This window comes from Streptomyces sp. B8-7 (genome assembly GCF_058833805.1).
Window position 1 is genome coordinate 878,864 of the sequence record NZ_JBYRRL010000003.1, and the last position, 26,694, is coordinate 905,557.

Below are 26,694 nucleotides of genomic sequence, written 5' to 3' on the forward strand. Positions count from 1 at the left end.
TGGATACCTGCGAATCAGTTCCCGAGGTTGAGCGTCCCAGTATTCATCAGGGTGTTGGTGACGTAGACGTTGGGGAACAGGTCCTCGGTCGTCCCGTTCGCCCGTTGGACGTCAGCACGCATCGTGACGCCCACCGGGATGGTGCTGTTCGCGTCCTTGTAGACGGGGGTCACCTGATAGAAGATCGCATCGTCCGCTCCGAGAGTGGAGTTGGGGTCCTGGACCATCCTCTGCGCGATGTCCTCGTAGGTTCGCATGCTGGGCGTGCCCGTGTTCATCCCGGACTGCCAGCAGGGAACCAGGTTGAAACGAGTCAGCGCAGTCGTTCCCTTTCCGCCGAGGATCCTTGCGATGAGATGGCACCGGGCCAGCCCGTTGGGGACTGAGTTCGCCTTCCTGAACTCCTCAGCGTCCCTCCACCCGGTGATGGGATCGCTGGTTCCGCTCCCCTTGGAGGTCTTCTTCCCCAGGCATGCCTGTGCCTGGGCCGGCCGCTTACCGGCCCCGCTCGTGGGGATGGTCTGGTTGACGAGGGGAACCGACTCGGTGGTGTTCTTGAACCAGCCGTCCCCGTTGGGAAGCGAGTTGGCCGGCGGGGGGCCGTCCAGACAGCTGGCCTGCGGGCCGGTGTCCGGTGTCGAGACCGTCAACTCAAACTGGTCGGCGTCGATCACCCGCTGGTCCGCGAAGCCGTTGGCGAGCTGCGTCTCGGCGAACTGCGCCTCGGCGGGGGTGACGTGGGCCTGCACGCACGGCGAAGTGGGGTCCAGAGCATGGCCGTCGTTGAGGACGTAGGTGTCCCATTCGCCATTGCCGAGGTTGGGGATCACCTCGACGCACCGGTCGCCGGGGGCACCACCCTCCTTGGCCTCGCCGAAGGGGAAGTCGCCGCAGCTATCCGCTTCGACGAGTTCCGTCTGCGCCAGGAAGCCGCTGCACGTGCTGGCGGTGCGGCTGGCCACTCCGCTCGTCGACCGGGTCAGGGGGGTGCCTTTCTTGCCCCAGGCGCCCTTGAGGTTCTTCTGGGCCCAGCCGTATGTGGCCACGGCGCCGCCCGCGTCCGCGCTCGTTGCCTTCATCGGCACGACGGCCATGACGGAGGGAACCGCACAGCCCGCCACGGAAGTGCCGCCGACGGAGTCGTCGCATCTGATCTGACGCGGGTTCTTCCACGACGCGTTCGGGTCGGTCGCCGTCGCGCCCGGGGACGTCACGTACATCGCGTACGCCGTGAGGAAGGAGACCGAGGAGCCCGGCGTCTGCGCCGAGGAGAAGGTGACGTTGCCGGTGAGGGTCTGGTTGAGAGTGATGGCACCGCCGTACCAGGGGGCGGTCCTGATGGCCGTGCAGCCGGCGTCGCAGGACGCGCGGAACTTGGCGTTCAGGGCCGTGACATCACCCGACGCGAACGTCATGGTGACGGAGACCTGCTCGTTCCAGGTCGTGGCGGTCGCGGAGAGGTCTGCGCTGGTGGAGACCGCCAGGATGCCCTGACCGATCTCCGCACCTCTGCTGTCGCGGAGGATGTAGGTGACGTTGATGCCGGTCACGCAGTACGAGAAGCGTTCGTAGCTGTAGTTGCCGGGGTTGGTGGTGTCGCAGCTTCCGGCGGCAGCGGCAGTTGTGGCAGGAGCGGCGCGGGCTGCGCGGGTCTTCGACCTCGCAGGGACGGGGGTGACCGTCACGCAGGACTCGACGGCACCGGCGCGGCCCTCCTTGGAACCCGGCGCGATAGCGGTGCAGCCCTCATAGGAGTTGGCCGTGAACCTGCTGGTCCCGGTGGTCTCTGCCCCGGGTGCCGCGGGCTTCGTGGTGGACGAGGTCTTCGTCGTCGCGGGCGGCTCGGCCGCCTGGCTCGTCGCGGCTGCCGTAAGGACGAGGGTCAGAGCCGTGAGGACGGTCGGGACCGTAGAGCGGGCGCGTCTTCTCGTGGCGCGCCCGCCACGTATTTCATGCATAGGAGCTGGACCTTTCATCGATTCATCGACAGGAAGCGGACGGGGTAGCCGCTCGATCGCGGCACCCCCGGAGAGGTGGGAGGGGAATCAGGCCGCAAGGTCCCAAGGGTTGCTGAGGCGCGAAGCCGCTGGTCTCCAACTGAGGGGAACGCCCATCTCGGGTGCCTGGGCGCTGCACACAAGGCCGGGCGGGATGGCGGTCAGAAGACTTTTGACAGTCCGCTGGTGATCGAGGACACGAGTTCCTTGCCTTCCTCCGCGACCCTGTTGACCACGGGCGACACTGCCTTCTTAGCGGCAGGGGCCAGTCCCTTGCCCATGCCGCGGGTGAATACGCTCACGGCGGTACCGATCGCGGAGTCGTAGAACTCACTGCTCGAGAAGCCGTGCTCGATCCCGGTGAACACGGAACTCAGCGCGGCAGCACCAAACGAGACGGCGCCGAAAACCGCCGCAGCCGCGCCCACGGGCGGGAAGACGAGGGCAGCCAGACCAAGGCCGACAGCGACGAATCCCGTTCCGATGCTGATGTAGCTGAAGGCATCGGCGTAGAACTGGGCGTCGTTCCACCACTCGTCGTTGTCGCCGCCGCTTCCGTTGGGGTTGACCTGGTCATGGGTCTCGCTGTCGGCCGGGTTACGCCCGCTCTCCCGGTCCTGCTTCGCCTTCTCGGCAGCCTCGCGAGCGGCCTCCGCGATCTCGGCCTGACGCGCCTGTGTGGCAACGGAGCGGGCCTCGCTGGCTGCGGATGCCGCCGCATTGGCGTCCCGGCCGGCGGCGAACGCGGACTGGCGGGCACTGGCTGCGGATGCCTGGGCGCTGTACGAGGAGTTCACGGCCGAGCGGGCGGCGTCGATGGCCCTGTTCGCCGAGTAGTTCGCTGACCGGGCCGCTCCGCGGGCGCTCGCCGCCGCGGATATCGCCTGGTTCGCCGAGGCCTGGGCATCCGCGGCGGACTTGTCTGCGGCGTCGGCATTCTGCCGCGCCTGCACGGCATAGTCGTCGGCCTGCTGCGCAGACGCCAGCGCCTTGTCTGCCCACTCCTGCGCCTCAGCGCCCGCCTGGCGGGCCTCAGCCGCCGTCTTCGACGCCAGCGCCGCGTTCTTCTGCGCGGTATGTGCGCTCTTGGCCGCGGCCGCGATCGCCCCGCGGATCGCGGCGATGTGAGTGGCGGAGTCGTGGTCGAGCTGCGCCGCCGTGTACTGCACGACCTGGACGAAGTTCCTGCGCATCCACGTCGGTCCCTCCAGGGCGACCTCCGCGTACGCCTTGGTGTACTCGCCGCCAGTGGCGAGCCGAGTCGAGGTGGTGACGGCGTCGTCCTCCTGTGCTGCTTCGGGGTAGGTGCGGTTGAAGAAGTCCTGCAGGGCCTCCGGGGTATCCGCGTCAAGAGCGTCATTGCAGGCCTTGGTAACGGCTTTGCCAGGCTTCTGAGTGAGGAGGCGGGCGATCTGCACGCGGTTGTCGTCCTTGGCGGCCCGGATCACTCCGGAGGTGATGAAGTCGCCCACCGCCACGGAACTGGAGCTCTCCAGAGCGGCCTGCGCAGCTTCCGCGACGGCGGGGCTGGATATCTGGGCGATGTAGAGGACGGTTTCGCGGTCGTCCTGGTGCTGGGCGATGCCCCGGTCCAGGTCGATCCAGGAGAGTACGTCGTAGTCGCTGCCGGCCAGCGCGAACTGGGCCGCCTCCCGCGTCCACGCTCCCTTGGCCCCGAGCAGGCCAGCGGCGGCCTTGCGACCCAGTGTGGCCGCGAGTGCGAGGTCGCCCGCCCACAGTGTCTGCTCGGCTTGGGCGATCAGGTCCTTGAGTGCCTGTTCGGTCTGTGCTTCCTGAGCTCGCTTGTTCTCGTACGCGACCCGCTCCTCGGTCTCGAGTTGAGACAGCAGCCGGGCCTCATCCAGGGCCTGCAGCTTGTTCTCTTGCAGGCGGGCCAGTTCGGCCTCCCGTGCTGCCTGCTCCACCGAGAGGGCGTTGCCTACGGCCTTGGTTGCGATGTTGGCAGCCTTCACGGCCTCGGCGGCTTGCGCAGTTGACTTGTTCGCGTAGTCGATGGCCTGGCCCGCGTACTTCACAGCCTCGTCTGCGGCGTCGGCTGCCACTTCCGCGTGGTCGGCAGCAGAGTTGGCGGCGTCTCGTGCGGTGCGGGCCGCGGAGGCCGCAGTGCTGGCGAGTGCCTGGGCGGTGGAGGCGGCGTCGGTGGCGCGGTTGGCAGCAGCGGTCGCGATGCTGGCCTGGCGCTTGGTCTCCGCAGCCTGCGACTGGGCGATACCGGCTGAGGCCGCGGCCTGCGCGGAGGCACTGGCCGCGGCAGCAGCGTTGTGGGCGGCGGCGGCGGCCGTGGAACCCGCGCGGGCGGCCTGCGCGGAAGCGGCCGCTGCGTAGTCGGCGGCCTTCGCCGCGGATCTGGCCTTCGCGGCGGAGTTGCGCGCGATGACCGCGGCGTTCTTGGCCGCTTCGGTCTGAGAGGCGTCCTTGGAGGCTGCAATGGCGGCGTTGTAGGCGCGGGCCGCGGCGGCGCCAGCGGTCGACGCAGCCTGGGAGGCCGCGGTGGCCGCCCACGAAGCACGGCGGGAGGCAGCCACCGCGGCGCTGGAGGCGTTAATTGCGTTTCGGGCGGCGTTGGCCGCGCCCTTGGCGGCACTAGCCCCCTTGCGGGCGGCGGCTGCGGACTTCTGCACGTCCTCCTTGGCGGCCGCTGCCTCTGCAGCGGCCGTCTCCGCCGCCTTCTTGGCCTCCTGGGCTGCGGCCTGGGCCCGCTCGGAGTTCTCGACAGCCATGGCGGTCTCGGCCTGCGCGCGCCTGCCCTCCCGCTCAACGACCGCGACGAGTTCCTCGATAGTCGCCGTCTCCTGGTCGCGGGCGCGGGCAATGTGCTGACCTGTATCGAGGAACCACTGGATGTCTGAAGCCGTGCCGCTCAGGGCGCGGTCCGCGTACTTGCGCACCTCGGGACCACCATTGAACAGTACGGTGGAGACTTGGACCCTGGCGTCCTCGAGACGGGCCGTGTACTGGCCTTCCGTCAGGAAGTCTTCCAGCGACTGCTGCGAGTCCGCGTCCAGAGCGGCGGACGCCTCCCGCTTGACCGCCTTGCCGCCCGTGGACGCCACAGTGGAGGCCGCCACGCGCAGGTCTTCCAGGAGAGCGGCCCTGAATCCGTCCTTGAGGAAGGAGGCGATGGCGCTGTCACCGTTGTCGAGGGCTGCGGAGGCCTCGCGGCGCATGCCCTTGCCGGCATGGGCGAGGGCGCTGGCGATGGCGACGCGGTTGTCCTCCAGCGTTACCTTCGGCAGTGTCTCGGCGAGAAAGGTCTGAATCTCGCCGTCAGTACCGAAAAGGGCGTCTGCCGCTGCCGCCTTGGTGGCCTTTCCGCCCGTCATCCACGCCTTGACCACCTTCGCCCGTTCGGTGTCCGGCAGCGCGAGCGGGTCGATCGCTTCACCTCCCTCAACGGCAGCGCGGGCCACGGGCGCCAACCCCGCAGGGGAGACAGCGACAGCCGTGGCGGCGGCGAGGGCTCCGAGGACACGGCGCCGACTCCAAAACATTGTCTGCATAGGGGAAGTTCTCCTCCAGTACTTGCCCGTCAGGCAGCGCAGTGAGCACTGCTGCGACACGCTCCTGCGTGTCCGAACTGCCACCTGCGGACGAATAAAAGGCATGCGCTGTCTGCGCATTGACGCGAGATGACAACAACACCCTTTCAAACATACGCCAATCAGCACTGCAAGAGAAAACTACACCGAGTGAAAGCAACGATGACGAGTCGTCAGGTATCACAGGGTCGGCCGACCAAAGAGCCTTCACACCTTCTTCACGTTTACATGTACAACCTTTTCAGAAGGTGCCGGAGGTCACAGCTGTGCCTACATTTTCGCCCAGTTTAGGCGGTTTTACGTAGTAGACAAAGATCAAGATGCAGGGTTCCATGGTGAAGCCGAGATGACTCCCGGAGTAAGGGTGAGGTCTTCTCTCAGCACACCACGCCGAAAAGGGAAGCCGCCAAAAGGACATGCCCGCGCCGAGGGCGAGAGGGCTCTATTCCGATTCCGGTCGACTCCACATCCCCTTGAGTCATGTTCGGCCGATCGACCAGAACCGACGATTTTAAGGGCTGTAATGAAGGCGCTTACCACACATGCAGCAAAGCCGCGGCGGAAGAGATTCATAGTACGCACCTTCAGCGCCGCGGCCGCAGCCAGCACCCTGGCATGGATCGCGCTTGCGGGCGGCGCCCCCACCGGGGCCAGCACCAACACCGAGGCCGCCAGCCCCGTCGCCGACGAAGCACCCGGCTATGCCATCGAGGACTTCGACTACCCCGGCGCAGACAGGATCCTGGCGGAGCGGAACATCGTGCTCAAGCGCGGTGACGGTCACATCACCTTGGCGGACTGCGCGAGCGGTACCGGGTTCATCGAGGTGCTGGCCCGCCAGCAGGCCCAGAAGACCTGCTTCAAGGTAGCTGGCAACTCCGGCTGGCTGACTCTGGAGATGCCCGCGGTCCACGCGGTCAGGGGCAATGACTACACGACGCAGATCGACATGACCGTCGGCGCCGAGGAGAAATCGTTCAAGATCGCCAAGAACGCCTGGACCGGGGTGGGCGAAAGCGCGGACGAGCAGGGACGCGATTTCATGCTCGTAGAGATCAGGTCCACCAAGTAGCACCCGGTCAGCACCACGCGAAGGAACCCCATGACCACTCATCGTCCGCGCCGGACCCTGGCCTCTGGCACACTTGCCGCGCTCGTCGCTCTGGTGGCCGCAGCCCCCGCCGATGCCCTTACCGGCACAGCGGCCGTGCAGCCCACCTTCATAGCCAAGATCAATATCGGCGAGCAGGCTGCCTGCACGGGCTCCCTGGTCGCCCCTCAGTGGGTATTGACCACCGCCACCTGCTTCGCCGCCGACGGCAAACCAGCTATCGGCAATCCGAACACGACCACCACCGTCACTGTTGGACTTACCAACCTGACGCAGGCCGGTGGAAGCGTCCAGCACGCCGTCGATCTCATCCCCCACCCTGACCGCGACCTTGTCCTGGTCCGTCTCGCCACTGCCATCACCGATCCGGCCATCAAGCCCGTCAAACTCGCCACCACCCCCGCTGCCGCGGGCGAGGAGCTGACGCTAGCCGGTTTCGGGCGTACCAAGACGGAATGGGTGCCGAACAAGCTCCATACCGGCACCTTCACCGTCACCTCCACAACAGTCACCGACGTCCACCTCAACGGCTCCGGCACCGCTACCGTATGCCGCGGCGACGCCGGTGGGCCGGCCCTGCGCACCGTCAACGGCGTCCCGGAGCTCGTCGCGGTCAACGCACGCTCCTGGCAGGGCGGCTGCCTGGGAACCGATCCCGACGAGACCCGTACGGGCGCGGTCGACACCCGGGTCGACGGTCTCGGGCCGTGGGTCGCGATGGCGACCGGCGCACGCTGGGGTCAGGCGAGCGAGGGCGCCGGCGCGTCGCAGGAGCTGTCAGGTGACTTCGACGGTGACGGCAAGACGGACACGGCAGTGCTGCACAAGTACGCGCCGACCACGAGCGGGGCGAACCACACCGCGCTGTGGAAGTTCACCAGTACCGCTACCGGTTCCTACGACCCGGTGCGCGGGTGGGACAGCGTGGCCGCGGGTTCTGGATCATGGGACTGGGAGCGGTCCAAGGCTGTCGCGGGCGACTTCAACGGCGACGGCAAGGATGACATCGGCATCCTCTACAACAACGGCCAGAACGCGCAAGGCATCAACCAGGTCCGGCTGTGGACCCTCAGCAGCAACGGCGCAGGATTCGACAAGCCGGTCGTCCAGTGGAACTCCACCTTCTCCTGGGACTGGGACCGTTCCGAGGCGTTCGCGGGCGACTTCAACGGAGACGGCAAGACGGATGTAGGCGTCCTCTACAACAGCGGAAGGGCCGCCGACGGCCGCAACATGACAACGCTGTGGACCTTCACCAGCAACGGCACAGAGTTCGCAGCGCCCGCCGCGAAGTGGACCTCCACCTACTCGTGGGACTGGAACCGGTCCCTGCCCATGTCCGGCGACTACAACGGCGACGGCAAGGACGACATCGGCATCCTCTACAACAACGGCCAGAACGCGCAAGGCATCAACCAGGTCCGGCTGTGGACCCTCAGCAGCAACGGCGCCAGCTTCGACGCCCCGGTCGAGCAGTGGTACTCAGGCGCGACGTCCTGGAACTGGAGCCGGTCCAAGCCGTTCGCCGGCGACTACAACGGCGACGGCAAGGACGACATCGGCATCCTCTACAACAACGGCCAGACCGCCGACGGCCGCAACCAGACCAGGCTGTGGACCAGCAACGGTGACGGCTTCGACGCTCCCGTCACCAAGTGGGAATCCGGCAACGGCTCCTGGGACTGGAACCGCTCCAAGCCCGTCACCGGCGACTTCAACGACGACGGCAAGGACGACATCCACGTCCTGTACGACTACGGCCAACAGGCCGACGACTCCTACCGCGCCGCCTGGTGGCGATTCACCAGCACCGGCCCCGGCTTCGACAACCCCTACCGCGTCTGGGACAGCACCAACATCACCCCCTGACGCGGACACCCGTCAACGACAGACCTCTGCCAGGGCGTGACCACCTACCCGGGGCCTCCAGGCAGCAGTAGCTGCCTGGAGGCCCCGGTCGCAGTTCGAAGCGCCCGAAAAACTTACCCGTCGGGGTGGTCCACAAGCCTCTCTCTACAGCCTCCGACGTCGGCCGCAAGTGGAGGCGCCGTTGGCGTGCGCCAGCCCTTCAATGCGCCCAGGCCATGGACGACGACGCCCGCTGGGCCACCGGCCGCCGTCTGCTGCACGACGACACCATCCGCACCGAAGACCGCCTAGAAGGCTGCTGAAAATCTTGTTGGGGGCTGTCCGGCCTGAGGCCGGATGGCCCCTTTCCCTATGCGGTGGCGGGGGTGAGGTGCCAGGTAGTGCTGGTCCGGGTGAGTCCGAGGTTGATCAGTCGGCGGAGGTTGAGGGCGGCGGCGCGGTGGTGGAGCCAGATGTTGTTGGCGATCACGCCGCGGTGGGGGACTCTGCGGTTGCCTTTGCCGACGAGCCAGGCGATGGCGCGTTCGACGGGGGGCCGCCATCGGCGGTATTCGTCCTGCCAGGCGGGGTCGGTGGCGGCCTGGTGGCGGGCGGCGGCCAGCAGTTCGTGCTGGGGGTGGACGTTCACGGTGCGTCCGGTCTTGGAGGTGGTGCAGCGTTCCCGCAGGGGGCAGTCGGCGCAGAGGCGTTTGAACTGGGCGGTGCGGGCGCCGTCTGCTTTGACCTGCCCGAGGTTGGCGGTGTGTCCGGCCGGGCAGGTCGCGGTGCCGGCGGCCAGGTCGAGGCGGAAGTCGTCGATGGTGAAGCCGCCGGGGACGGCCGTCCGGATCGGCGGCGGTTTGATCACCAGGGTGTGGCCCTGGCCTTGAAGGCGCTCGCGCAGTTCGCCGGTGCCGTAGGCGGAATCGCCGAGCACGGTTAACTCCGTGCCCTCTTCTTCGTCGGCCAGCAGGTCGGCGGCGATGGCGGCCTCGTGGTTGCCGGGCCCGTAGCCGCCGGTCAGGGCGACGGCGGTGAACAGTGCGGTCTCCGGCTCGAAGGAGACATGTCCTTTGAAGCCGTCCTGGTGGCGGGTGCGGTTCTTGTGGATGTGCCGGGCGTCGGGGTCGACGGTGGACACCGTCCGGTCGGGTGCTGTGCGCTTGGCGATGCGCCAGCGGCCGTCGCGGCCGTCGGAGTCCTTGGCGGGTTCCACGTCCTGTCCGGCGACCAGGGCCAGCAGGCCGACGGCGTCCGCCGCCTTCTCGCCCAGGTTCTGCTCGGGCAGGTGTCCGAGCAGGTTGAGGGCGTCGGTGACCAGCGCGTCGACCAGCGCGGCGCGGGCCGTCTCGTCGTCCCAGGCGATCCTCGGTTTGCCCGGGTTGGTGTAGTCGTGGGCCGTGCACCACCGGCCGGCCGTCTCCTGGCCGCCGGGAACCTCTCGGATCACCCGCCGGATCGCGGAAATGATCTGGGTGACGGTGTCCTGGGTGGCCACCGCGTCATCGAGGACGGTGGAGTCCAGCGCCCGCCGCTGCTTGCCCTTGAGCACCCCGGTCGCGGCCACGACCTCCTTGACCTTGGTGAAGATCCGCGTCGGATCGGCCGAGTTGCGCAGGCGGCGCCGGAAGTACGTCAACAACGACGGATCGAACGCGGTGTCGTGCAGGCCGAGCCCGCAAGCGGCCTTCCACCGCAGGTCACACCGCAATTCCTGAACGACCTCGAAGTCCGACAGCCCGTGCAGGCTCTGCAGCACCACGGTCGCGGCCAGGACCTGTGGCGGCAGACTTGGACGGCCGTTGGACGAGGGATACATGTCCGCGAACATCTCCGCCGGGAACAGCACCTCGCGGTGCTCGGCCAGGAACGCGAACACACTCCCCGCCGGGATCAGCTCCCGGCACGTCTCCCACACATCCGGCCCGACCGGCTCCCCGGCCCATTCCCCCTGCATGCCTACAAGACTGGCCCCGACTCCACGGAGCCGGGGCCAGAACACCAGATTTTCAGCAGCCTTCTAGTCGGCCTGCTGTTGCTCCTCTATGCCCAGTGGCCAGCGTCGATCTCCCGGCTGACCACCGGTCATATCGAGGAGACGGCGGCGACGGTCCGCATCCGCCTGGGTGATGTCGCAGTGGCCCTGCCTGGGCCCGTCGCCGAGCTGGCCCTGCAGTAGCTCTCCGCCCGCCGCAGCCACGCGGTCCTCGCCCAGACCGACTCGCCTCGGCTCATCACCGTCGCCGTCAAACGGCAGCGGGCCGCCGTCGGCGACCGGGCCGCCTACCGCCGCCGACGTCAGCAACCGCTCTCGAATGGCTCCAGCCCGTGACCTTCCAGGATCATCTCCGAACCCTTGCCGAGCGAGCGATCAGCTCGATCCCGGCCGGCGAGGCAGAGGACATCTATGTCATCTCGTTCTTCATCGACAACGAGAGGGACGACCACGACAGCCCACCCTGACCATCGGATACGACACCGAAGCCCAGTTCCGACGCACCATCGCGGACGCCTCCGACGAGGCGGAAGCCCGCTGGAACTACGCCTTGTGGCTACAGAACGAGCTCACTGTCATCGGCGACCTCACCCGAGACCCCGATGGAGCCGCAGCACGCCACCAATGGATCAGCGAACTCGGACTTTGGTAAGACGAGCCCACCCGTCCCGAGGACCGGACCGCAACCGTGGAGCCGACCGCCGAGCTGATCGAGGCCAACTTCAACCAGGCATGCGTCCAACTCGCTCGCGACCTCCACAACGACGGCGTCATCAAGAATGCCATCGGCAACCCAGTGCCCGTGATCCTCCACGAACTGGAGTACTGCGAGAGAATCGCCCGCCGGACCGAGGCCGCCAACCCGCCCGGACTCGCCGACGACTTCACGACCTGGGGCCACAGCGGCTGAGGCATTCGAGCAGTTCCAATACCCGACTCCACCATCACACGCGGACATACACAAGATCACGGCCGCCGGAGTAGCGCTCTCCGCACACCACAGTGTGCTCCGCGCGCCGCGCTCGCTGACGGGGACCGATCGTCATGGCTCGCTGACCTCGGTCACGGGCGTCGGTCCCCATCTGGTCCTCAAGAATGATCAAGGGCCGGTTTCGGATGCCTCCGAAACCGTCCCTGACCTGCGACTCTCTCGAGTCGGGACGACAGGATTTGAACCTGCGACCCCTTGACCCCCAGTCAAGTGCGCTACCAAGCTGCGCCACGTCCCGGTGCTGCGACCAGCGGGTTCGGCCCCTTGATCGCGCGGTCAAACCCTACCTCATGGCCACGGCCCGGCCGGTCGCGGCCGGCGCGTCGGGCCCGGGCCCGACGGACTGTCCGGTCAGGGGCGGCGACACCCCACACTCTGTCTGCGGCACGGGGCCCGGCAGGCTGGCTAGGGTCGCCGCATGACGCACAGCTTCGCTCTCCACATCCCTTCCGCCGAGCTCGAACCGGAGCCGCTCGACCCGGCGCAGATCGTGTCCGGCACGCCCGAGGTCACCGGCAAGGTGGTCTGGGAGTCGGCGGACGGACGGCAGATCCGGGGCGTCTGGCAGATCACCCCGGGGGTGGTGACCGACACCGAGGCCGACGAGCTGTTCGTGGTGGTCAGCGGCTCGGCGACCATCGAGGTGGAGGGCGGGGACACGTTGCGGGTCGGGCCGGGCGACCTGGCCGTCCTGCGCGCGGGGGACCGTACGACGTGGACGGTCCACGAGACGCTGCGCAAGGCGTACGCGATCTCCCTCTGAGCCGCTCGGGTGAGCCGCTCGGGCCCCGCCATCCGGCGTCAGTGGTGGAACACCGACCGCTCCTCCACGTGTCCGACCGGCCCGTGGCCGAGGTGCTCCACGGCCTCCCGCAGGTCTCGCAGCAGCAGGGCGATCTTGTCGTAGCCGATGCCGTGCCGGACCAGAACGCGTGCGATGACGGTGTCCTGGCGGTCGGCCGGCAGGGGGTAGGCGGGGACCTGCCAGCCGCGCCTGCGCAGCTGGTCGGTGAGGTCGTACAGGGTGAACGGGCTGGCAGCGGGGTCGGTGAGGGTCCAGGAGACCGCGGGCAGCCCGTCCCGCCCGTCGTGGAGCACGGTGAAGGGGCCCATCTCCGCCAGTTCGCGGGCCAGCATCCGGGCGCTCTGCGCGCACGCCCCGTGCACCTTGGCGTAGCCCTCGCGTCCCAGGCGCAGCAGGTTGTAGTACTGGGCGACGACCTCGCCGCCGGGCCGGGAGAAGTTCAGGGCGAAGGTGGGCAGGTCGCCGCCGAGGTAGTTGACGCGGAACACCAGGCCCTCGGGCAGCAGCGCCGAGGAGCGCCACACGATCCAGCCGACGCCTAGCGGAGCCATGCCGTACTTGTGTCCGGAGGCGTTGATGGAGGCGACCCGCGGCAGCCGGAAGTCCCAGACCAGGTCCGGCTGGAGGAAGGGTGCGACGAATCCGCCGCTGGCCGCGTCGATGTGCAGGGGGATGTCGAGGCCGGTCTCCTGCTGGATGCGGTCCAGTTCGGCTGCGATCTCGGCGACGGGCTCGTAGGCGCAGGTGTAGGTGACGCCGAGGATGGCGACGACGCCGATGGTGTTCTCGTCGACGTAGTCGCGCAGCTGGTGGGGGCGCAGGCCGACCGCGCCCTCCTCCATGGGGACCTGGCGCAGTTCGACGTCGAAGTAGCGGGCGAACTTCTCCCAGCACACCTGGACCGGTCCGGCGACGATGTTCGGCCGGTCGGTGGGCTTGCCCTCGGCCCTTCGCCGTTCCCGCCAGCGCCACTTCAGGGCCAGGCCGCCGAGCATGCCGGCCTCGCTGGAGCCGGTGGTGGAGCAGCCGACGGTGGCGCCGCCCTCCGGGGAGTTCCACAGGTCGGCGAGGATGTGCACGCAGCGGTTCTCGATCTCCGCGGTCTGCGGGTACTCATCCTTGTCGATCATGTTCTTGTCGAGGGACTCGTCCATGAGCTCGTGCACCTCGGACTCGGCCCAGGTGGTGCAGAACGTGGCGAGGTTCTGTGAGGCGTTCCCGTCGATGGTCAGCTCGTCGTGGATCAGCGCGCGGACCGCTTCGGCGTCGTTGGGGCCCTGCGGAATCCGGTAGCGCGGCAGCGCCTGTTCGCTGATGGGGAGGGAGTACACATCGTCGAACGGTCCGGCGCCCGGGCCGTTCGTCTGGTGCAGTGCCATGCGGAGGTCACCCCCGGTCGAGGACGTGGTCGAGGGAGGCCGGAAGCGATCGCCCGAGCAGCACATGTGGACTGCGTCGCCGCCACCGGCCCCCTCTTGTCCGAAATCTCCCACAGGGTGCGCGGGGCCGCCCGCCGAGGGCGGCCGGTCGGGCGCGGCAGCCGAGGGCACGCCCGCCCGCGGCACACCGGACGGTGGCACACCGTGCCTCCCCGGCTCCCCGGACGGTGGCACACCGTGCCTCCCCGGCTCCCCGGCCCATGGCACATCGTGCCTGCCCGATACGCACCGCCGCCGGGGCACCACCCCGGGCGCAGCGGCCGACGGTACGCCGGACCGCGCGGGCCGGTCCGGCACGACGCCTCGCAGGGGCGGACCGACGGGCGCCGGGGCTCAGCGGGCGAACGGGCCGTCCAGAGCGGCCCACTGCAACAGCATGATCGTCTTTGCGTCGGCGATGTCACCGGTCCGGATCATCTCCAGGGCCCTGCGGAAGGGCAGTTCGAGGATCTCGATGTCCTCGCCCTCCTCGCGGAGTCCCCCGCCGTCATGGGTCCGGGTGGAGGGACCGTACACGGCGGCATAGAAGCTGACCCGCTCGGTGACCGAGCCGGGGCTCATATAGACGTCGAAGACGTGCCGGACCGCGCCGACGGTGTGGCCGGTCTCCTCCGTCACCTCGCGCCGCACGGCCGCCTCGGGGTGTTCGTCCGCGTCGTCGAGAAGGCCGCCCGGGGTCTCGACGAGCATCCCGTCGGGGTGACCGTTGACGTACACGGGGAAGCGGAACTGCCGGGTGAGCAGCACGGTCTCGCGGCGGGGGTCGTAGAGCAGCACGGTGGCACCGTTGCCGCGGTCGTGCGTCTCACGCTGCTGGGTGGTCCAGGTGCCGTCGGCACGCTGAAGGTCGAAGGTGGTGGCGCGTTCCACGTACCAGTGACTGGACAGCAGCGTCACCTCCCGCACCTTCACGCGCGGGTTCCCGGTCAGATCCAGTCCGGTGCGGTCGAGTCCGGTGCGCCCCCGGCGGTCGGGGGTGTCGGTCCCGGCGGTCATCGGAGCGGTGAAGCGGTCGCGTCGGTCATGCCCGTGCTTCTACCACACGAACGTCTCGTCCTCCGGGTCACCTCCGCCTGCGCGGAGCGGACTCGGAGCCCTGCACGCCCTCGATCGCGAACTCCGGGTCACCTCCGGCACACCGGACTGACCTGGTTCGCCGACGCCGGAGTCCAGGTGCACGTCCTGCGCAGGATCGCCGGCCACGGCTCCCTGACCACCACTCAGCGATACCTGCACCCCGACGTACACGATCACGGCCGCCGGGGCGGCGCTCTCCGCACACCTCGGCGTGCTGCGCGCGCCGCGCTCGCTGCCGATCCCGATCGTCGTGACCCGCTGACCCCGGTCAAGGCCCCCTGGTCCCCAACTGGTCCCCAAGAATGATCAAGGGCCGGTTTCGGATGCCTCCGAAACCGGCCCTGACCTGCGACTGTCTCCAGTCGGGACGACAGGATTTGAACCTGCGACCCCTTGACCCCCAGTCAAGTGCGCTACCAAGCTGCGCCACGTCCCGGTGCTGTGATCAGCGGTGATCCGCGTGATCGCGCGGTCAGTACTTTACCCCACGCTGCCGGGCGGTCCGAAACCGTCCGCCCGGCAGGGCGGACAATGGCCGTATGGCGGATACGACGGGCCGGGGACGGGACCCGGACAGCGGACGGGACCGGGACGGTGAGGGGCGGGCGCGCAACGCCCGGCCGCGGGACGGCCTGGGCAGGCCGCTGCCGTACGGCGCGGACGGGGTGGCCCGGCAGCCCGAGGGCGTACGGCGCACCCCGGACGCGACGGTCGACGAGGCGCAGGCGCTGCTGTCCGCGGGCAGGCCGTTCCACGCGCACGAGGTCTTCGAGGACGCCTGGAAGACCGGCCCGGAGGAGGAGCGGGGCCTGTGGCGCGGCCTGGCCCAGCTCGCGGTCGGGCTCACCCACGCGGCCCGCGGCAACGCCACCGGGGGCGCCCGGCTGCTGCGGCGGGGCGCCGCGGCGGCCGAGCAGTGGGCGGCACGGAGCCGCCGGCCGCGGCCCCACGGGCTGGACCTGGCGGGCCTGGTGGGGTGGGCGGAGGAGTTGGCGGAGGACGTGGAGTCCGCGTCCGGGCCGGTGGACCCGGCCGCCCGCGCGCCTCGGCTGCGGGGCGACTAGGGCGTGTTTCGAAAGTCCCGCCTGCCTGGCGGCGTCTGGCACGCACGCTCGCCGCGTTGTCGGGCTCGCCCCGATACATCCAGTATCGGGGCGACCCTCCGCCTTGCGATCGCACACACCAGACGCCGCCAGGCCTGCCCTTCGGGCAGACGACGCTACTTTCGAAACACGCCCTAGGTGACTGGTGTTAATCGTGTGAGCTCGCGTCGGTTCTTCAACGTGTGCCAGGCTGCTTGGTGTTGGTCGCTGGGTGTGGGGAGAGGTTGAGCGATGGCAGTGGGCCGGACCCCGATGCAGCCGGGGTTGCTCTCCTCCACGGCGGGTTTCTGCGAGGGTCGGCTGGCGCCGAACTCGATCTACGCGGTGCTGCACCGCGAGTGCCGGGCGTTGTTCCCCGATGAGATGTTCGCCGATCTGTTCGCCGAGGACGGCCGCAGGTCGGTGCCGCCGGTGATCGTGGCGGTCGTGATGGTCCTGCAGCGCCTGGAAGGCTTGTCCGACCGTGAAGCGGTCGAGCGGTTCGCATTCGATGTCCGCTGGAAGTACGCCGCCGGCGGGCTGGACTTCGATCATCCCGGGTTCGTGCACACCGTCTTGGTGGACATGCGCGCGCGGCTGGCCGCGTCCGCCCGCCCGGACCGGATCTTCGAGCGGACGGTGGACGTGGCCGCCCAGGCCGGGCTGGTGGGTCGTCGGCGGGTGCTGGACTCGGCTCCGGTCTATGACGCCGTGGCCACGCAGGACACCATCACGCTGATCCGCTCGGCCGTCCGCGGCCTGCTGCGGGCGGCCGATCACGGGCTGCGGGCCGAGCTGCGGGCGCAACTGACCAGCGGCGATGCCTACACCGACACGGCCAAGCCGGTCATCGACTGGACGGACGCCGGTGAGCGGGAGGCGCTGATCGATTCGCGGGCCCGGGACGGGTACGCGCTCTTGGCCGTGCTGGAGGGCCGGGTGCTGGAGCCGGAGGCGGACCAGGCCGCGCGCCTGCTGGCCACCGTGCTCGGCCAGGACCTGGACCAGGACGGTGACGGAGTGTTCCGGATTGCCCGGAAGGTGGCCACGGACCGGGTCATCTCCACGGTCGATCCCGAGGCCCGGCACGGGCACAAAACCGTCAACCGGTCCTTCGACGGCTACAAGGGGCACGTGGCCGAAGACCCCGACAGCGAGGTCATCACCGCAACCGCAGTCACTGCGGGCAACGCCGGCGACGCCGAGCCCGCCGCCGAGCTGCTGGCCGACGTCCTGAACGCGCCCGCCCCGAACGAAGGGGCCGCGGGTGAGCGGGCCGAGGTCTACGGCGACGCCGCCTACGGGACCGGACCGCTGCTGGCCGAGCTGGACGGGGCCGGCGTCGAGGTGATGGTCAAAGTGCAGGCCGCCAACGCGCCCGGCGGACGGTTCTCCAAGGACGCCTTCACCGTCGACCTGGGGGCGGGGCAGGTCACCTGCCCGAACCAGGTGACCGTCCCCATCCGCCCGAAGTCCGACGGCCGTGGGGCGGCCTGCTTCAAGGCCGCCTGCGCCGCCTGCCCGCTCGCGGCCCAGTGCACGACCGCCAGGGACGGACGCGTCATCACCATCGGCCCGCACGAGGAACACCTGGCACGCGGCCGGGCACGCAGCGCCGACCCGGCCTGGCTGGCTACCTACCGGGCCACCCGGCCCAAGGTCGAACGCAAGATCGCCCACCTCATGCGGCGGCGACACGGCGGACGCCGGGCCCGGGTGCGGGGGCGGGCCAAGGTCGCCGCCGACTTCTCCCTGCTGGCCGCCGCCGCCAACATCGCGCGGCTCGGCGTGCTCGGAATCATGTCCACAGCCGCTGGAAACTGGGCCATCGCCACCGGCTGACCGGCCAGCAAGGCCCAGGGCACACACGAACGACCGCACCCGGACGCACCAAACCCTCAACAGCCTCAAGACCAGGCCACGGGCCGCCCGGAGCACCGCCCCGGCGACACGCCCCTGACGCCCCAGTGACGACACCGCACGCCCAGGAAGCCCCGCTTAACACCAGCTACCTAGGCCGCGGCAGGCGACGGTCGCCCGTCGGGGAGCGGCGCCCGGTGCGTGCTCTCGGCGGGCTGGCCGGAAGCCCTCGTACGGACGTACCCGGGCTGTCGGGCGGCGCGGCGGGAGTGCGTGCCTGGTGCCGCGACAGGGCGAACGGCGCCTGCCGCGGCACCAGGGCGCCCTGCGACCGGCGCACTCCTGCGTTTCCCCGGTTCGACGGCCTGACGGTGGGGAGTACAGCAGGGGTGGGGCAGGAACGGGGCAGGAACGGGACGGTCCTGGAGCGACCGCCCCGCCACCGTGCGCGCCCGCGGCGCCAGCGCCGGGCATGTGCCCGGGGGCGGCGTCGCCACCGGGGCCGGTCCGGCCGTCCGGTCCCGGCCGGGGGCGCGTTGCCCTGGGGCACGTGGGCTTTTCTGTCGGTGCGGACGCGCCGCGGTCCGCCGGACCGGAAGGCCCTCACCCGTTCCGGGTCCCCCGGCCGGGGCCCGGCTCACCCGTCCGCGGTCTCCCGGGGCGGTGCACCTGGCGGTACGTCACAGCGGCGACACCGCCCGGGCGATGGCCGGGCCGGTGCCCGCCAGGGCGGCCACGGCCCCGCGGTCGAGGTCGGTCCACTCCAGCAGGTGCAGGGCGCCGCGCGGGCCGTCGTGGTCCTCGGCGTCGTTCCACCCGGCCTTGAACAGGGCCTCCCGGCGTACCCAGGCCCGCAGCAGGGCCGCGCCGTCGTACGGGTCGGTGTCGGGGAACAGGCGGCGCAGCACCGGCAGGGGGCCGGGGCGGCGGGTGCGGGGTTCGACGTCGATGCCGACCGCGCCGGGCCCGGCGGCCGCCGCGACGAGGCCGTCGGCGTGGCTGAGGCTGACGCCGACGGCCGGGAGGCCGGGCAGACCGGGGCGGCCGTGGCCGGAGCGGCCGCATCCGGCGCAGTGCTGGGCGAGTTCCGTCGCGCCCGGCGGCTGCCCGGTGAGGCGGGCGACGCACAGCCTCAGCAGCAGACGCGCCGCGAGCACGTCGTCGCGGCGCCGCGGCACCCGGATCCGCGTCAGGCGGTGCAGTTCCCAGGGGGCCAGCAGGTCCGTCGCGAGGTCCGGGCGGGCCAGAACCTCGGCAGTGGCGGCGACCGCCGCGAACACCACCTGGTCGCCCTCCGGTCCGCCGGCTCCGGCCACCGGGGCACCGATCGCCCCGGTGGCTGCCGCAGCCCGGGCGCCCTCCGCCCCGGTGGCTGCCGCCGCCGGGGTGCCCGGCCCGCCGGTGCCGAACGCTCGGGCGCGCCGTCCCCCGGCCTCCTCCGCCCCGGCACGCGCCCTCGCGGTCCCGGCCCGCCCGGCGGCCTCCGGCCGGCCCGTGGTCGTTGCACCGGACCTCGCCCCGCCGGGCGTCGGCCCTCCGGCCGCCGCGCGGCCCTCGGCAGCCCGGGGTGCGGCCACCGTACCGCCGGCCACGGGTTCCCGGCCCGGCGTCCCTCCGGCGAGGGTCCGGCCGGCCGGCGTTCCCCTCGCGGGGGGCGTCCGGCCGGACGCTGCCCCGTCGGTCCCGGCCGGGCCGGGCACCGTCCGGTCGGCCACGACGCCGGCGGCCGGGCTCACGCCGCGGTGCCCAGGAAGCGTTCCCGGACGCGGGTGAGGGTGCGGAAGTCGTCGATGGTGACGTCCTCCAGGTCGATGGAGCTGCCGGAGATCTCCTCCAGCAGGTCGACGAACTCCAGGAAGTCCATGGAGTCGATGAGACGGGCCTCGATGAGGTCCTCGTCGGAGGCGATCGGTCCGTCGAGGCCGGGATTCTTCTCGTGGATCCAGGCGGCGACACGTTCCATGGCCATGGGGAGGCTCCACTCCTTGCGTGTGGGTGTGTGGTGGGGATCGGAGGAGCGGCGGGCCCGGGGAGAGCCGGGGGCCGGTTGACCGGGGGCGCGGTTCAGGCGGGGGTGCCGGTGGCGGCACGCAGGCGGTCCAGGGCCTGTTCCGGGCTGCCGTGGGCGAGGATCATCGCGTGCACCCAGCGTTCCAGGCCGAACGCGACACAGGCGCTGTAGGCGGGGCCGTGGGAGCCGGCGCGGATGCCGAGCCGTTCGCCGAAGAAGTTGCGGTGCCGGTTGACGGAGGCGATGGCGGTGCCGTCGGGCGCGCTGAACTCGTGCTTGACGGGGTCGAGAGCCATCAGCCGGGCCCGGGAGCCGCCCTTGTCGTAGAAGGGGTCGTCGGCCGCGGCGCGGGTGAGGGCGAGCCCGAGTCGCCCGGCGGTCTCCTGGATGAACTCCGAGCCGCGCGCGAGGTGTTCGAGGGATCCGTCCTTGGTGCCGAGGTACAGGACCTCACGCATGTGGAAGCCCCAGAGGCGGCGCAGTCCGTCGTAGTGGGTCTCGTTGCGGAAGCAGCGGCCTGTCGCGGACAGCCGGAGCCCGCCCTCGCCCACGTCCCGGCCCTCCAGGCAGAGCAGCAGTCCGTAGCAGGTGGCGGAGGGCAGCAGATGCCCGGTCGGCTCCAGCGGCAGGTCGGCCGGTGCGGTGTCGGCGGCGACGTCGTCGTGGGTCCGGGCGGGGAAGCGGGCGGCCGAGACGCCGAGGTGGGGGAAGTTGCGGAAGTAGTCGAGCCGGGCGAGTCCGGCCGCGGACAGCATCGGCGGGCCCACCACCTCGGGGGCGGCGAGCCGGGCGGCGAGTGAGGTGAGCAGGTCGTCGAGCCCGCGCAGCAGGGCCGTGCGGACGGGGTCGAGGGCGATCAGGCCCGGTCCGGGGCTGCGCAGGAGGCCGTCGGGCAGGGCGGTGGTGCTGGGCGTGCTCAAGGGAACCGTCCCCTCTCGGCGCGACGGACCCGCCGGGCGCGCCGGCCGGGGGGTCGGGCCCGGCCCGCGGGGTGGTCCGCCGCTGTGTCGTGGTGGCGCACACGGCGCCGCGGGTGGTCGCCGTCGACCGCGGCGCCGTGCGGAAGCCGGCTCGCTCCGGGTCGGGGTCCGGGGCCGCACAGGGGGGACGTTAGGTCAGCCGTCCACTCGATGTCTAGACCAATCCGATAAATCTTCCGGGCGCGAACGCCCGCCCTTCGGGCGGAACTTGACCGGTGTGCGCACATACGCACCGCATACCGCCGGGTCACTTGACATCACGGTTGGTCTACACCAATTCTGCTACTCCGGGGCGTCGCCACCGCCCCTCCGCATCAGCGCGCGTCACCCGTCACCCGTCCGCGAACCCGCCTGGAGGGACCCCATGACGACACCCGCACCCGGCACCCGTCCACGCCCGCACCCGTATCTGCACCGTGCCGCCTCCGACCGCCCCTACTTCAGCACCGACGGCGAGTCCTACCTGGCCCGGACGGCCCTGCGGGAGCTGTCGAAGTCCCTGCCGCTGCGGGTGCTGTCCGAGGAGGACTTCGCGCACTGGCAGACCTACGGCTACGTCGTCGTACCCGAGGCGATCCCGGCGGACGCCGCGCGCAGGCTGCTGGACTTCACCTGGGAGTTCCAGGGCCTGGACCCGGACCGCCCGGACAGCTGGTACGAGGACCGGCCGTTCCGCAACCAGCTGGACCGGCAGCTGCACATCTACGGCTTCGTGGAGGCGTACCACCACCAGCTGCTGTGGGACAGCCGGCAGAGCCGGCGCGTGTACGACGCCTTCGTGGACGTGTGGGACTGCGAGGAGCTGTGGGTCACCCTGGACCGGCTCAACCTCAACCCGCCCAACCGGGGCAACCGCGACCGGGCGCTCATCGAGCCCACCGAGCGGGGCTTCGACATCGAGCTGCACTGGGACATCGACACCGTCCTCGCGGTGCCGCCGCAGCGGGTGCAGGGCATCATCGCGCTCAACGACACCACCCCGGAGACCGGCGGCTTCCAGTGCTGCCCGGAGCTGTTCCGGCACTTCGACGCGTGGAAGACCGGCCAGAGCGCCGGCCGCGACCCGCTCCGGCCCGATCTGGACCGGCGGGAGTTCCCCGTCGTCCGGCCCGGACTGCACCCCGGCGACCTGCTGATCTGGAACGGCCTCCTCGCCCACGGCGTGGCCCGCAACCTCTCGCGGAACGGGGTCCGGGCGGTGCAGTACCTGTCGATGATGCCGGCCCTGGAGGAGCACGAGCGGCTGAGGCGCTCCCGGGTCGAGTCCTGGCGCCGTCTGCGTACGCCGCGCTGGAATCGCACCCTGGTCGGCGACCCCGTACTGCACGAGTCCAAGCGCTACGCCACGGCCGAGCTGACCGGTCTCGGCAGCCGCCTGCTCGGCCTGACCTCCTGGCGGGACGCCCCGGACGGGCAGGACGGCGCGGACCGGACGGGCCGGGCGGACCCGGCGGACCCGGCGGACCAGCACGGGCGGCACGGGCAGCAGGGCCGGCGGGACGAGCGGCAGAGCGGGGAGCCGGCGTGCGCCGTGTCTGTCTGACCCTCCCCACCCACCGCGCCTGTCCGCGGACCATCGCCGCCGTCGCGGAGGAAGCCGCCTACGGCGCCCGGCGGTTCGGGGTGGAGGTGCGGCTGCTCATCCTCGACTCCTCCGGCCCGGCCGCCCTCGCCGCGCACCGTGCGGCCGTCGCGGCCCTGCCCGCGGCGCCCGGCGTGATCGTCCACCACCTCGACGAGGACGAGCAGCGGGACTTCCTGCGCGAGGTGATCGCGCGTTCCGCGCTGCCCCGGCCGGAGCGGGTGCTGGACCTGATGCTGCCGGACGCCGTCTCCTACGGCGCCTGCACCAACCGGGCCTTCCTCCTCGCCGAGGCCCTCGGCTGCTCGTCCGTGCACCGCCGGGACTCCGACAGCCGCTACCCGTACCTCGACGGCGAGCCGGTCTTCCCCCTCCACCACGAGCTCGCCGCCCTCGGCCGCCCGGCCGCGGAGGCGGCCGGGCTGGTGACCCGCAGCAGGCTGGACCCGGCGTGCGCCGACCGGCGCGTCGCCCTGGTCGGCGGCTCCTTCACCGGGGCGATGTCGGTGGACGTCGAGGAGATCCACCGGCTCGACCCCGCCGTCTACCACGAGGTCGTCGGCCTGTCCCTGCCGGACGGCATACCGGAGATCTGGCGCCGCAAGCTCGTCGAGGAGGCCTTCCGCGGCGCCGGGAGCACGCCGCCCGGCACCGACCACAGCACCCTCACCCACGTCGCCGCCACCCGCGTCGACATGTGCAACATCAGCCTCGACCGGGCGGTGTACGCACGGGTGCCGCTGCCACCCGCCACCGACACCATCGGCAGCGACTACTTCCTCGTGCACCTCGTGCACGACGCGCGCCTGCCCGGTGTGCTGCACAACCGGCACATCGTCAACTACCACACCGGGGAACGCCGTTCGGATGCGGGCTTTCTCGACTACCAGTGGCGTTTCGCCAAGTTCCTGCTGGCGAGCCCCTACCTGCACGCCGTGTACGCCCGTACCGCGGAGGCCGGCGCGGAACTCCTGGACGCCGACGGCCGGATCCGCGCCGGCGCCGTCTCCGCACTCGTCCGGGAGAGCACGGGGCGCGACACGGCCGCCGACGCCGGACGGCTCGCCGTCCTCGACCGCGCCTACCGCACGCTCGGCGGCCGGTACGCCGAGGCCGCGGACCGGTTCGCCGCGCACCGCCACCGGCTGCTCACCGAAGCACGCACCGACATGGGGGACTTCGCCGACCTCATCGACGCCTGGGCCGCGCTCACCGAGCACGCGCGACGCACCCCCGTCCGGGTCAGCCGCACCACGACCGTCCTGCGTGCCCGCGCGGACGGCGGGGAGCGCCGGGGCCCGGTCACCATGGGGCAGGCCAACATGATCCGGTGCATCCTGCGGGACGAGCCCGACCAGATCAACATCCACGACGTGTGGCTGGTCCCGGCCGGCACCGCCACCGAGGACGCCCTGGACGGGCTGCGCGCCCTGGCCGTACGGCACGAGGCGCTGCGCACCACCTTCCCGCACCCGGTCGGCGCCGCCCCGCGGGAACAGGCCGTCGCGGCCGAGGTCGCCGTGCCGGTCACCGTCCTCGACCACGAGGAACTCCCCCGCCACCACGCCCGCTACGCCGAGGAGGTGGCCCGCGCCTCCCGCGCGCAGGCCTTCCGCCTGGACCGGGACTTCCCGCTCCGCGTCACCGTCGTCGCCCGGCGCGGCACCCCGCACCATCTCGCCCTGGCCGCCAGCCACGCCGCCACCGACGGCGGTGCCCTGGCCGTGCTGCGGGAGGAGTGGCTCGGCCTGCTCGCCGGCAGGGAGCTGCCGGACGTCACCGCCCTCACCCCGCTCGGCCTCGCGGCCGAGGAGGCGTCCCCCGCCGGGCTCCGCAGGTCCGAGGCGTCGCTGCGGCACTGGGAACGCATCCTGCGCACCGGACCGCAGGCCATGTTCGCGGAGCCGGACGCCCACGGCACCGAGACCGAGGCCCCCGGCCTCACCCTGCGGTCGGTGCGCGGTGCCCGCGCCCTGGCCCGCACCGCCGAGCGCACCGGGGCGCTGCCGTCCACCGTGCTGCTGACGGCCTGGTGCGCGCTGGTCGCCCACCGGGCCGGGCAGCGGGCCTGCGTGGCGGCCGTACCGACCTCCAACCGGTTCCTGCCGCGCCTGGCGCGCTCCGTCACCACGGCCTCCCAGGACGCGCTGATCTGCCTGGACACGGATGTGGCGTCCTTCGACGCGCTGCTGCGCAAGGCCTGGGGAGCGGCCCTCAACGCCTACCGGCACAGCCGGTTCGACGCGCTGCGCCTGTGGGACATGATCGGCCGGGTCACCTTCGCCCGCGGCAGCCACTTCGCCCGCGACGTGGTCTTCAACGACATCAGCGCGCTGCCCGCGGCGCCGGCCGGCGCCGCTCCCCCGGACACCACCGCCCCCGACCTCGAACTGACCTGGGGACCGGCTCAGGCGCTGCCCACCCGCGTCCTGACCTTCGTGTACCAGACGGACCCGGTGCTGCGGCTGGCCACCTGGACCGACCCGGCGCTGTTCGGCAGGGACCGGGCGGAAGGTCTCGCCACCGGGCTCGTCCGGCTCCTGGAGGCGGCCGCCGAGGGGGACGTGCCGCTCGACGCGCTCACCGGGGTGTCGGGGGTCCGCCCCGTCGAACGCGGCGCCGACTGGGTCCGGGTGGACGGCTGCTGGGTCTCGCCGCCCGCCGTCGCGGCCGCGCTGGGCGAGGCACTGGGCGGGGCCCCGGGCGCGGGCCCCGGCGCCCTCCGGGACGGTCACGCGGTCCATGTCGCCACCGGCGCCGACGGGCATCTGACGGCGTACGTCGCCTCCGGTGCGGCACCGCTCACCCCGGCCGGCGTGCACGCCGCGCTCATGGCCGTCCTGCCCGGCCGCCCGGGCGTGCTGGCGCCCCGGCGGTATGTCGTCGTCGCGGACCCGCCGGAAGCGGCGGACCGCACCGACGCCTGGCTCCAGCAGCGCATCCTGAGGGAGGGAACCGGCCGGGAAGCGGCCGACACGACATGACGCACGATGCGACGGGACGGGCGACCGCACCTCAGGACGCCCCGGCCCCCCTCCCCAGCCCGTGGCGCTCCTCGCGCTTCCGGCTCTTCTTCACCGCCCGCAGCACCTCGCTCCTCGCCGACGGCATGCTGATGGTCTCGCTCACCGCCGCGGTGCTCGGCGCGGGCCACGGGGCGGGCGGCGTCGGCTACGCGCTGGCCGCCTGGATGGCACCGATCGTGCTGCTCGTGCTGCTCGGCGGGGTGCTCGCGGACCGTTTCACGCCCCAGGTGATGATGGTCGGCGCCGACCTGGTGCGGATGCTGGCCATGCTCGCCATGGCCGTGCTCCTGTACGCCCCCGGTTCCCCCGTGCCCCTGTGGCAGATCATGGCGCTGATGGCGGTCAGCGGCGCGGCGACCGCGATGTTCCAGCCCGGCCTGGCCGGCATGGTCCCGCAGCTCACCGAGGACATCCAGCGGGCGAACGCCCTGCTGCGGGTCTCGGAGGCGATGAGCGCGCTGATCGGCCCCGGCCTGGCCGGCTTCCTGGTCGCGTACTGGCAGGTGGCCGGTTCGTACGTGGTCATCGCGGCCGCCTACGCCCTGAGCGCGCTGGGTCTGGCGCCGCTGCGCCGGCTCGCCACCGTCCGCGACGAGAGCGACGCCCCGCTGTGGAACCGCCTCGCCACCGGCTGGCAGGAGTTCCGGGCCCGGTCCTGGCTGTGGGGGGTGATCTCGCTGTGGGCGGTGTACGGGCTCTTCGTGTTCGGCCCCGCGCTGCCGCTGGGCGCGGCGCTGCTGACCGAGCAGCACGGGGCCACCGGCTACGGCTGGATCGCCTCCGCCGACGGGGCCGGCACGATCCTCGGCGGTCTGCTCGGCATGCGGGTGCGGCCGCGCCGGCCGCTCGTCGCGGGCGCCTGCGCCATGTTCCTCTTCGCGCTGAACCCCCTGGCGCCCGCGCTGGGCTGGTCCTTCACCGTCACCGCGGTCACCGGTGTGCTGGCCGGGTGCGGATTCGCGTTCTGGGGCGTGATGTGGGCGACGAGCATCCAGTCGCACATCCCGCTGGCCGTGCTGAGCCGGGTCTCCGCCTACGACGTGGCCGGCTCCATCATGGTCATCCCCGTGGGCCGCGCCCTGGCCGGGCCGGCCGCGGCGGCCTTCGGAGCCGACCGGGTGCTGCTGTTCTCCTCGGCCGTGTCCGTGGTCTGCCTCGCCGGGATGCTCTGCGTGCCCGCGATCCGCGGCCTCGGCCGCGCGGCCGGACCCCGGCCGCGGGCGGCAGCGGAGGAAGCCGCCTGAGGCGGCGGCACCGGCCCCTGCCGCGCGGTGGGCCGGCCTCGGCGGCCACGGCCCGCGCCCGCGTCGCCGGGCGGGGCCGGTCCCC

Annotated in this window: 18 protein-coding genes, 2 tRNA genes and 2 pseudogenes; 12 read left to right on the plus strand and 10 right to left on the minus strand. The window is 71.4% G+C overall.

Annotation, left to right across the window (positions count from 1 at the left end; translation table 11 throughout):
- Positions 1-14 precede the first annotated feature (14 nt).
- Both AC5K6T_RS18940 and AC5K6T_RS18945 read right to left on the minus strand, forming a co-directional pair.
- The gene (locus AC5K6T_RS18940; protein WP_493210520.1) at positions 15-1,958 is read right to left on the minus strand and encodes a DNA/RNA non-specific endonuclease; all 1,944 of its coding nucleotides are present in this window, start codon (positions 1,956-1,958) and stop codon (positions 15-17) included.
- A gap of 200 nt (positions 1,959-2,158) precedes the next feature.
- Positions 2,159-5,428, minus strand: coding sequence for an ALF repeat-containing protein (locus AC5K6T_RS18945; protein ID WP_493210521.1), 3,270 nt, complete (start codon positions 5,426-5,428; stop codon positions 2,159-2,161).
- A gap of 652 nt (positions 5,429-6,080) precedes the next feature.
- Here AC5K6T_RS18945 and AC5K6T_RS18950 point away from each other — a divergent pair.
- Both AC5K6T_RS18950 and AC5K6T_RS18955 read left to right on the plus strand, forming a co-directional pair.
- Positions 6,081-6,629: a hypothetical protein gene (locus AC5K6T_RS18950; protein ID WP_493210523.1), complete on the plus strand. Its 549-nt coding sequence runs from the start codon at positions 6,081-6,083 to the stop codon at positions 6,627-6,629.
- Positions 6,630-6,659: 30 nt separating this feature from the next.
- Positions 6,660-8,537, plus strand: a complete 1,878-nt coding sequence (locus AC5K6T_RS18955; RefSeq protein ID WP_493210525.1) for an FG-GAP-like repeat-containing protein — start codon at positions 6,660-6,662, stop codon at positions 8,535-8,537.
- A gap of 349 nt (positions 8,538-8,886) precedes the next feature.
- Here AC5K6T_RS18955 and AC5K6T_RS18960 read toward each other — a convergent pair whose 3' ends face one another.
- On the minus strand, positions 8,887-10,473 hold the full coding sequence (locus tag AC5K6T_RS18960) for an IS1182 family transposase (protein ID WP_493204868.1): 1,587 nt from the start codon (positions 10,471-10,473) through the stop codon (positions 8,887-8,889).
- A gap of 371 nt (positions 10,474-10,844) precedes the next feature.
- Between AC5K6T_RS18960 and AC5K6T_RS18965 the strand changes: the two genes are divergently transcribed.
- The gene (locus tag AC5K6T_RS18965; RefSeq protein ID WP_493210526.1) at positions 10,845-10,979 is read left to right on the plus strand and encodes a hypothetical protein; all 135 of its coding nucleotides are present in this window, start codon (positions 10,845-10,847) and stop codon (positions 10,977-10,979) included.
- A 221-nt stretch (positions 10,980-11,200) separates the two neighbouring features.
- The gene (locus tag AC5K6T_RS18970) at positions 11,201-11,422 is read left to right on the plus strand and encodes a hypothetical protein (protein WP_493210528.1); all 222 of its coding nucleotides are present in this window, start codon (positions 11,201-11,203) and stop codon (positions 11,420-11,422) included.
- Positions 11,423-11,667: 245 nt separating this feature from the next.
- Here the strand turns inward: AC5K6T_RS18970 and AC5K6T_RS18975 are convergent.
- Positions 11,668-11,741 (minus strand) — tRNA-Pro (locus AC5K6T_RS18975).
- A gap of 180 nt (positions 11,742-11,921) precedes the next feature.
- Between AC5K6T_RS18975 and AC5K6T_RS18980 the strand changes: the two genes are divergently transcribed.
- The gene (locus AC5K6T_RS18980) at positions 11,922-12,266 is read left to right on the plus strand and encodes a cupin domain-containing protein (protein WP_493210529.1); all 345 of its coding nucleotides are present in this window, start codon (positions 11,922-11,924) and stop codon (positions 12,264-12,266) included.
- Between the two features lie 38 nt (positions 12,267-12,304).
- Here AC5K6T_RS18980 and gad read toward each other — a convergent pair whose 3' ends face one another.
- Both gad and AC5K6T_RS18990 read right to left on the minus strand, forming a co-directional pair.
- Entirely contained in the window at positions 12,305-13,687 is a 1,383-nt protein-coding gene (gene gad / locus AC5K6T_RS18985) for a glutamate decarboxylase (RefSeq protein WP_493210530.1), read from the minus strand.
- A 393-nt stretch (positions 13,688-14,080) separates the two neighbouring features.
- Positions 14,081-14,743 carry an NUDIX domain-containing protein gene (locus AC5K6T_RS18990; protein ID WP_493210531.1) on the minus strand — a complete coding sequence of 221 codons (663 nt, stop codon included), beginning with the start codon at positions 14,741-14,743 and terminating at the stop codon, positions 14,081-14,083.
- Between the two features lie 132 nt (positions 14,744-14,875).
- Between AC5K6T_RS18990 and AC5K6T_RS18995 the strand changes: the two are divergent.
- A pseudogene (locus AC5K6T_RS18995) lies at positions 14,876-15,086 on the plus strand (tyrosine-type recombinase/integrase); the annotation flags it as partial.
- A gap of 100 nt (positions 15,087-15,186) precedes the next feature.
- Here AC5K6T_RS18995 and AC5K6T_RS19000 read toward each other — a convergent pair.
- Positions 15,187-15,260, minus strand: a tRNA-Pro gene (locus AC5K6T_RS19000).
- A gap of 103 nt (positions 15,261-15,363) precedes the next feature.
- On the opposite strand from AC5K6T_RS19000, the gene AC5K6T_RS19005 reads away from it, so the two are divergent.
- Positions 15,364-15,888, plus strand: a complete 525-nt coding sequence (locus AC5K6T_RS19005) for a DUF309 domain-containing protein (protein WP_493210532.1) — start codon at positions 15,364-15,366, stop codon at positions 15,886-15,888.
- 270 nt (positions 15,889-16,158) lie between these two features.
- Positions 16,159-17,748 carry an IS1182 family transposase gene (locus AC5K6T_RS19010; RefSeq protein ID WP_493204997.1) on the plus strand — a complete coding sequence of 530 codons (1,590 nt, stop codon included), beginning with the start codon at positions 16,159-16,161 and terminating at the stop codon, positions 17,746-17,748.
- Between the two features lie 698 nt (positions 17,749-18,446).
- Here AC5K6T_RS19010 and AC5K6T_RS19015 read toward each other — a convergent pair.
- The 3 genes from AC5K6T_RS19015 to AC5K6T_RS19025 form a co-directional block, all read right to left on the minus strand.
- Positions 18,447-19,082 (minus strand): 4'-phosphopantetheinyl transferase family protein, encoded by a 636-nt coding sequence (locus AC5K6T_RS19015; RefSeq protein WP_493210533.1) that lies wholly within the window; start codon positions 19,080-19,082, stop codon positions 18,447-18,449.
- A gap of 416 nt (positions 19,083-19,498) precedes the next feature.
- A complete protein-coding gene (locus tag AC5K6T_RS19020) occupies positions 19,499-19,729 on the minus strand; it encodes an acyl carrier protein (protein WP_493210868.1) in 231 nt (76 codons plus the stop codon).
- Between the two features lie 101 nt (positions 19,730-19,830).
- On the minus strand, positions 19,831-20,697 hold the full coding sequence (locus tag AC5K6T_RS19025; RefSeq protein WP_493210534.1) for a class-II aminoacyl-tRNA synthetase family protein: 867 nt from the start codon (positions 20,695-20,697) through the stop codon (positions 19,831-19,833).
- Between the two features lie 424 nt (positions 20,698-21,121).
- Between AC5K6T_RS19025 and AC5K6T_RS19030 the strand changes: the two genes are divergently transcribed.
- From AC5K6T_RS19030 to AC5K6T_RS19045, 4 genes and pseudogenes are all read left to right on the plus strand, one after another.
- The gene (locus AC5K6T_RS19030) at positions 21,122-22,300 is read left to right on the plus strand and encodes a phytanoyl-CoA dioxygenase family protein (RefSeq protein ID WP_493210535.1); all 1,179 of its coding nucleotides are present in this window, start codon (positions 21,122-21,124) and stop codon (positions 22,298-22,300) included.
- A pseudogene (locus tag AC5K6T_RS19035) lies at positions 22,282-23,586 on the plus strand (DUF6271 family protein); the annotation flags it as partial. The gene AC5K6T_RS19030 and the pseudogene AC5K6T_RS19035, both read left to right, overlap by 19 nt.
- Positions 23,587-23,601: 15 nt before the next feature.
- Positions 23,602-25,323 (plus strand): condensation domain-containing protein, encoded by a 1,722-nt coding sequence (locus tag AC5K6T_RS19040; RefSeq protein ID WP_493210870.1) that lies wholly within the window; start codon positions 23,602-23,604, stop codon positions 25,321-25,323.
- Entirely contained in the window at positions 25,320-26,609 is a 1,290-nt protein-coding gene (locus AC5K6T_RS19045; RefSeq protein WP_493210536.1) for an MFS transporter, read from the plus strand. Before AC5K6T_RS19040 ends, AC5K6T_RS19045 begins: the two co-directional genes overlap by 4 nt.
- Positions 26,610-26,694: the final 85 nt, after the last annotated feature.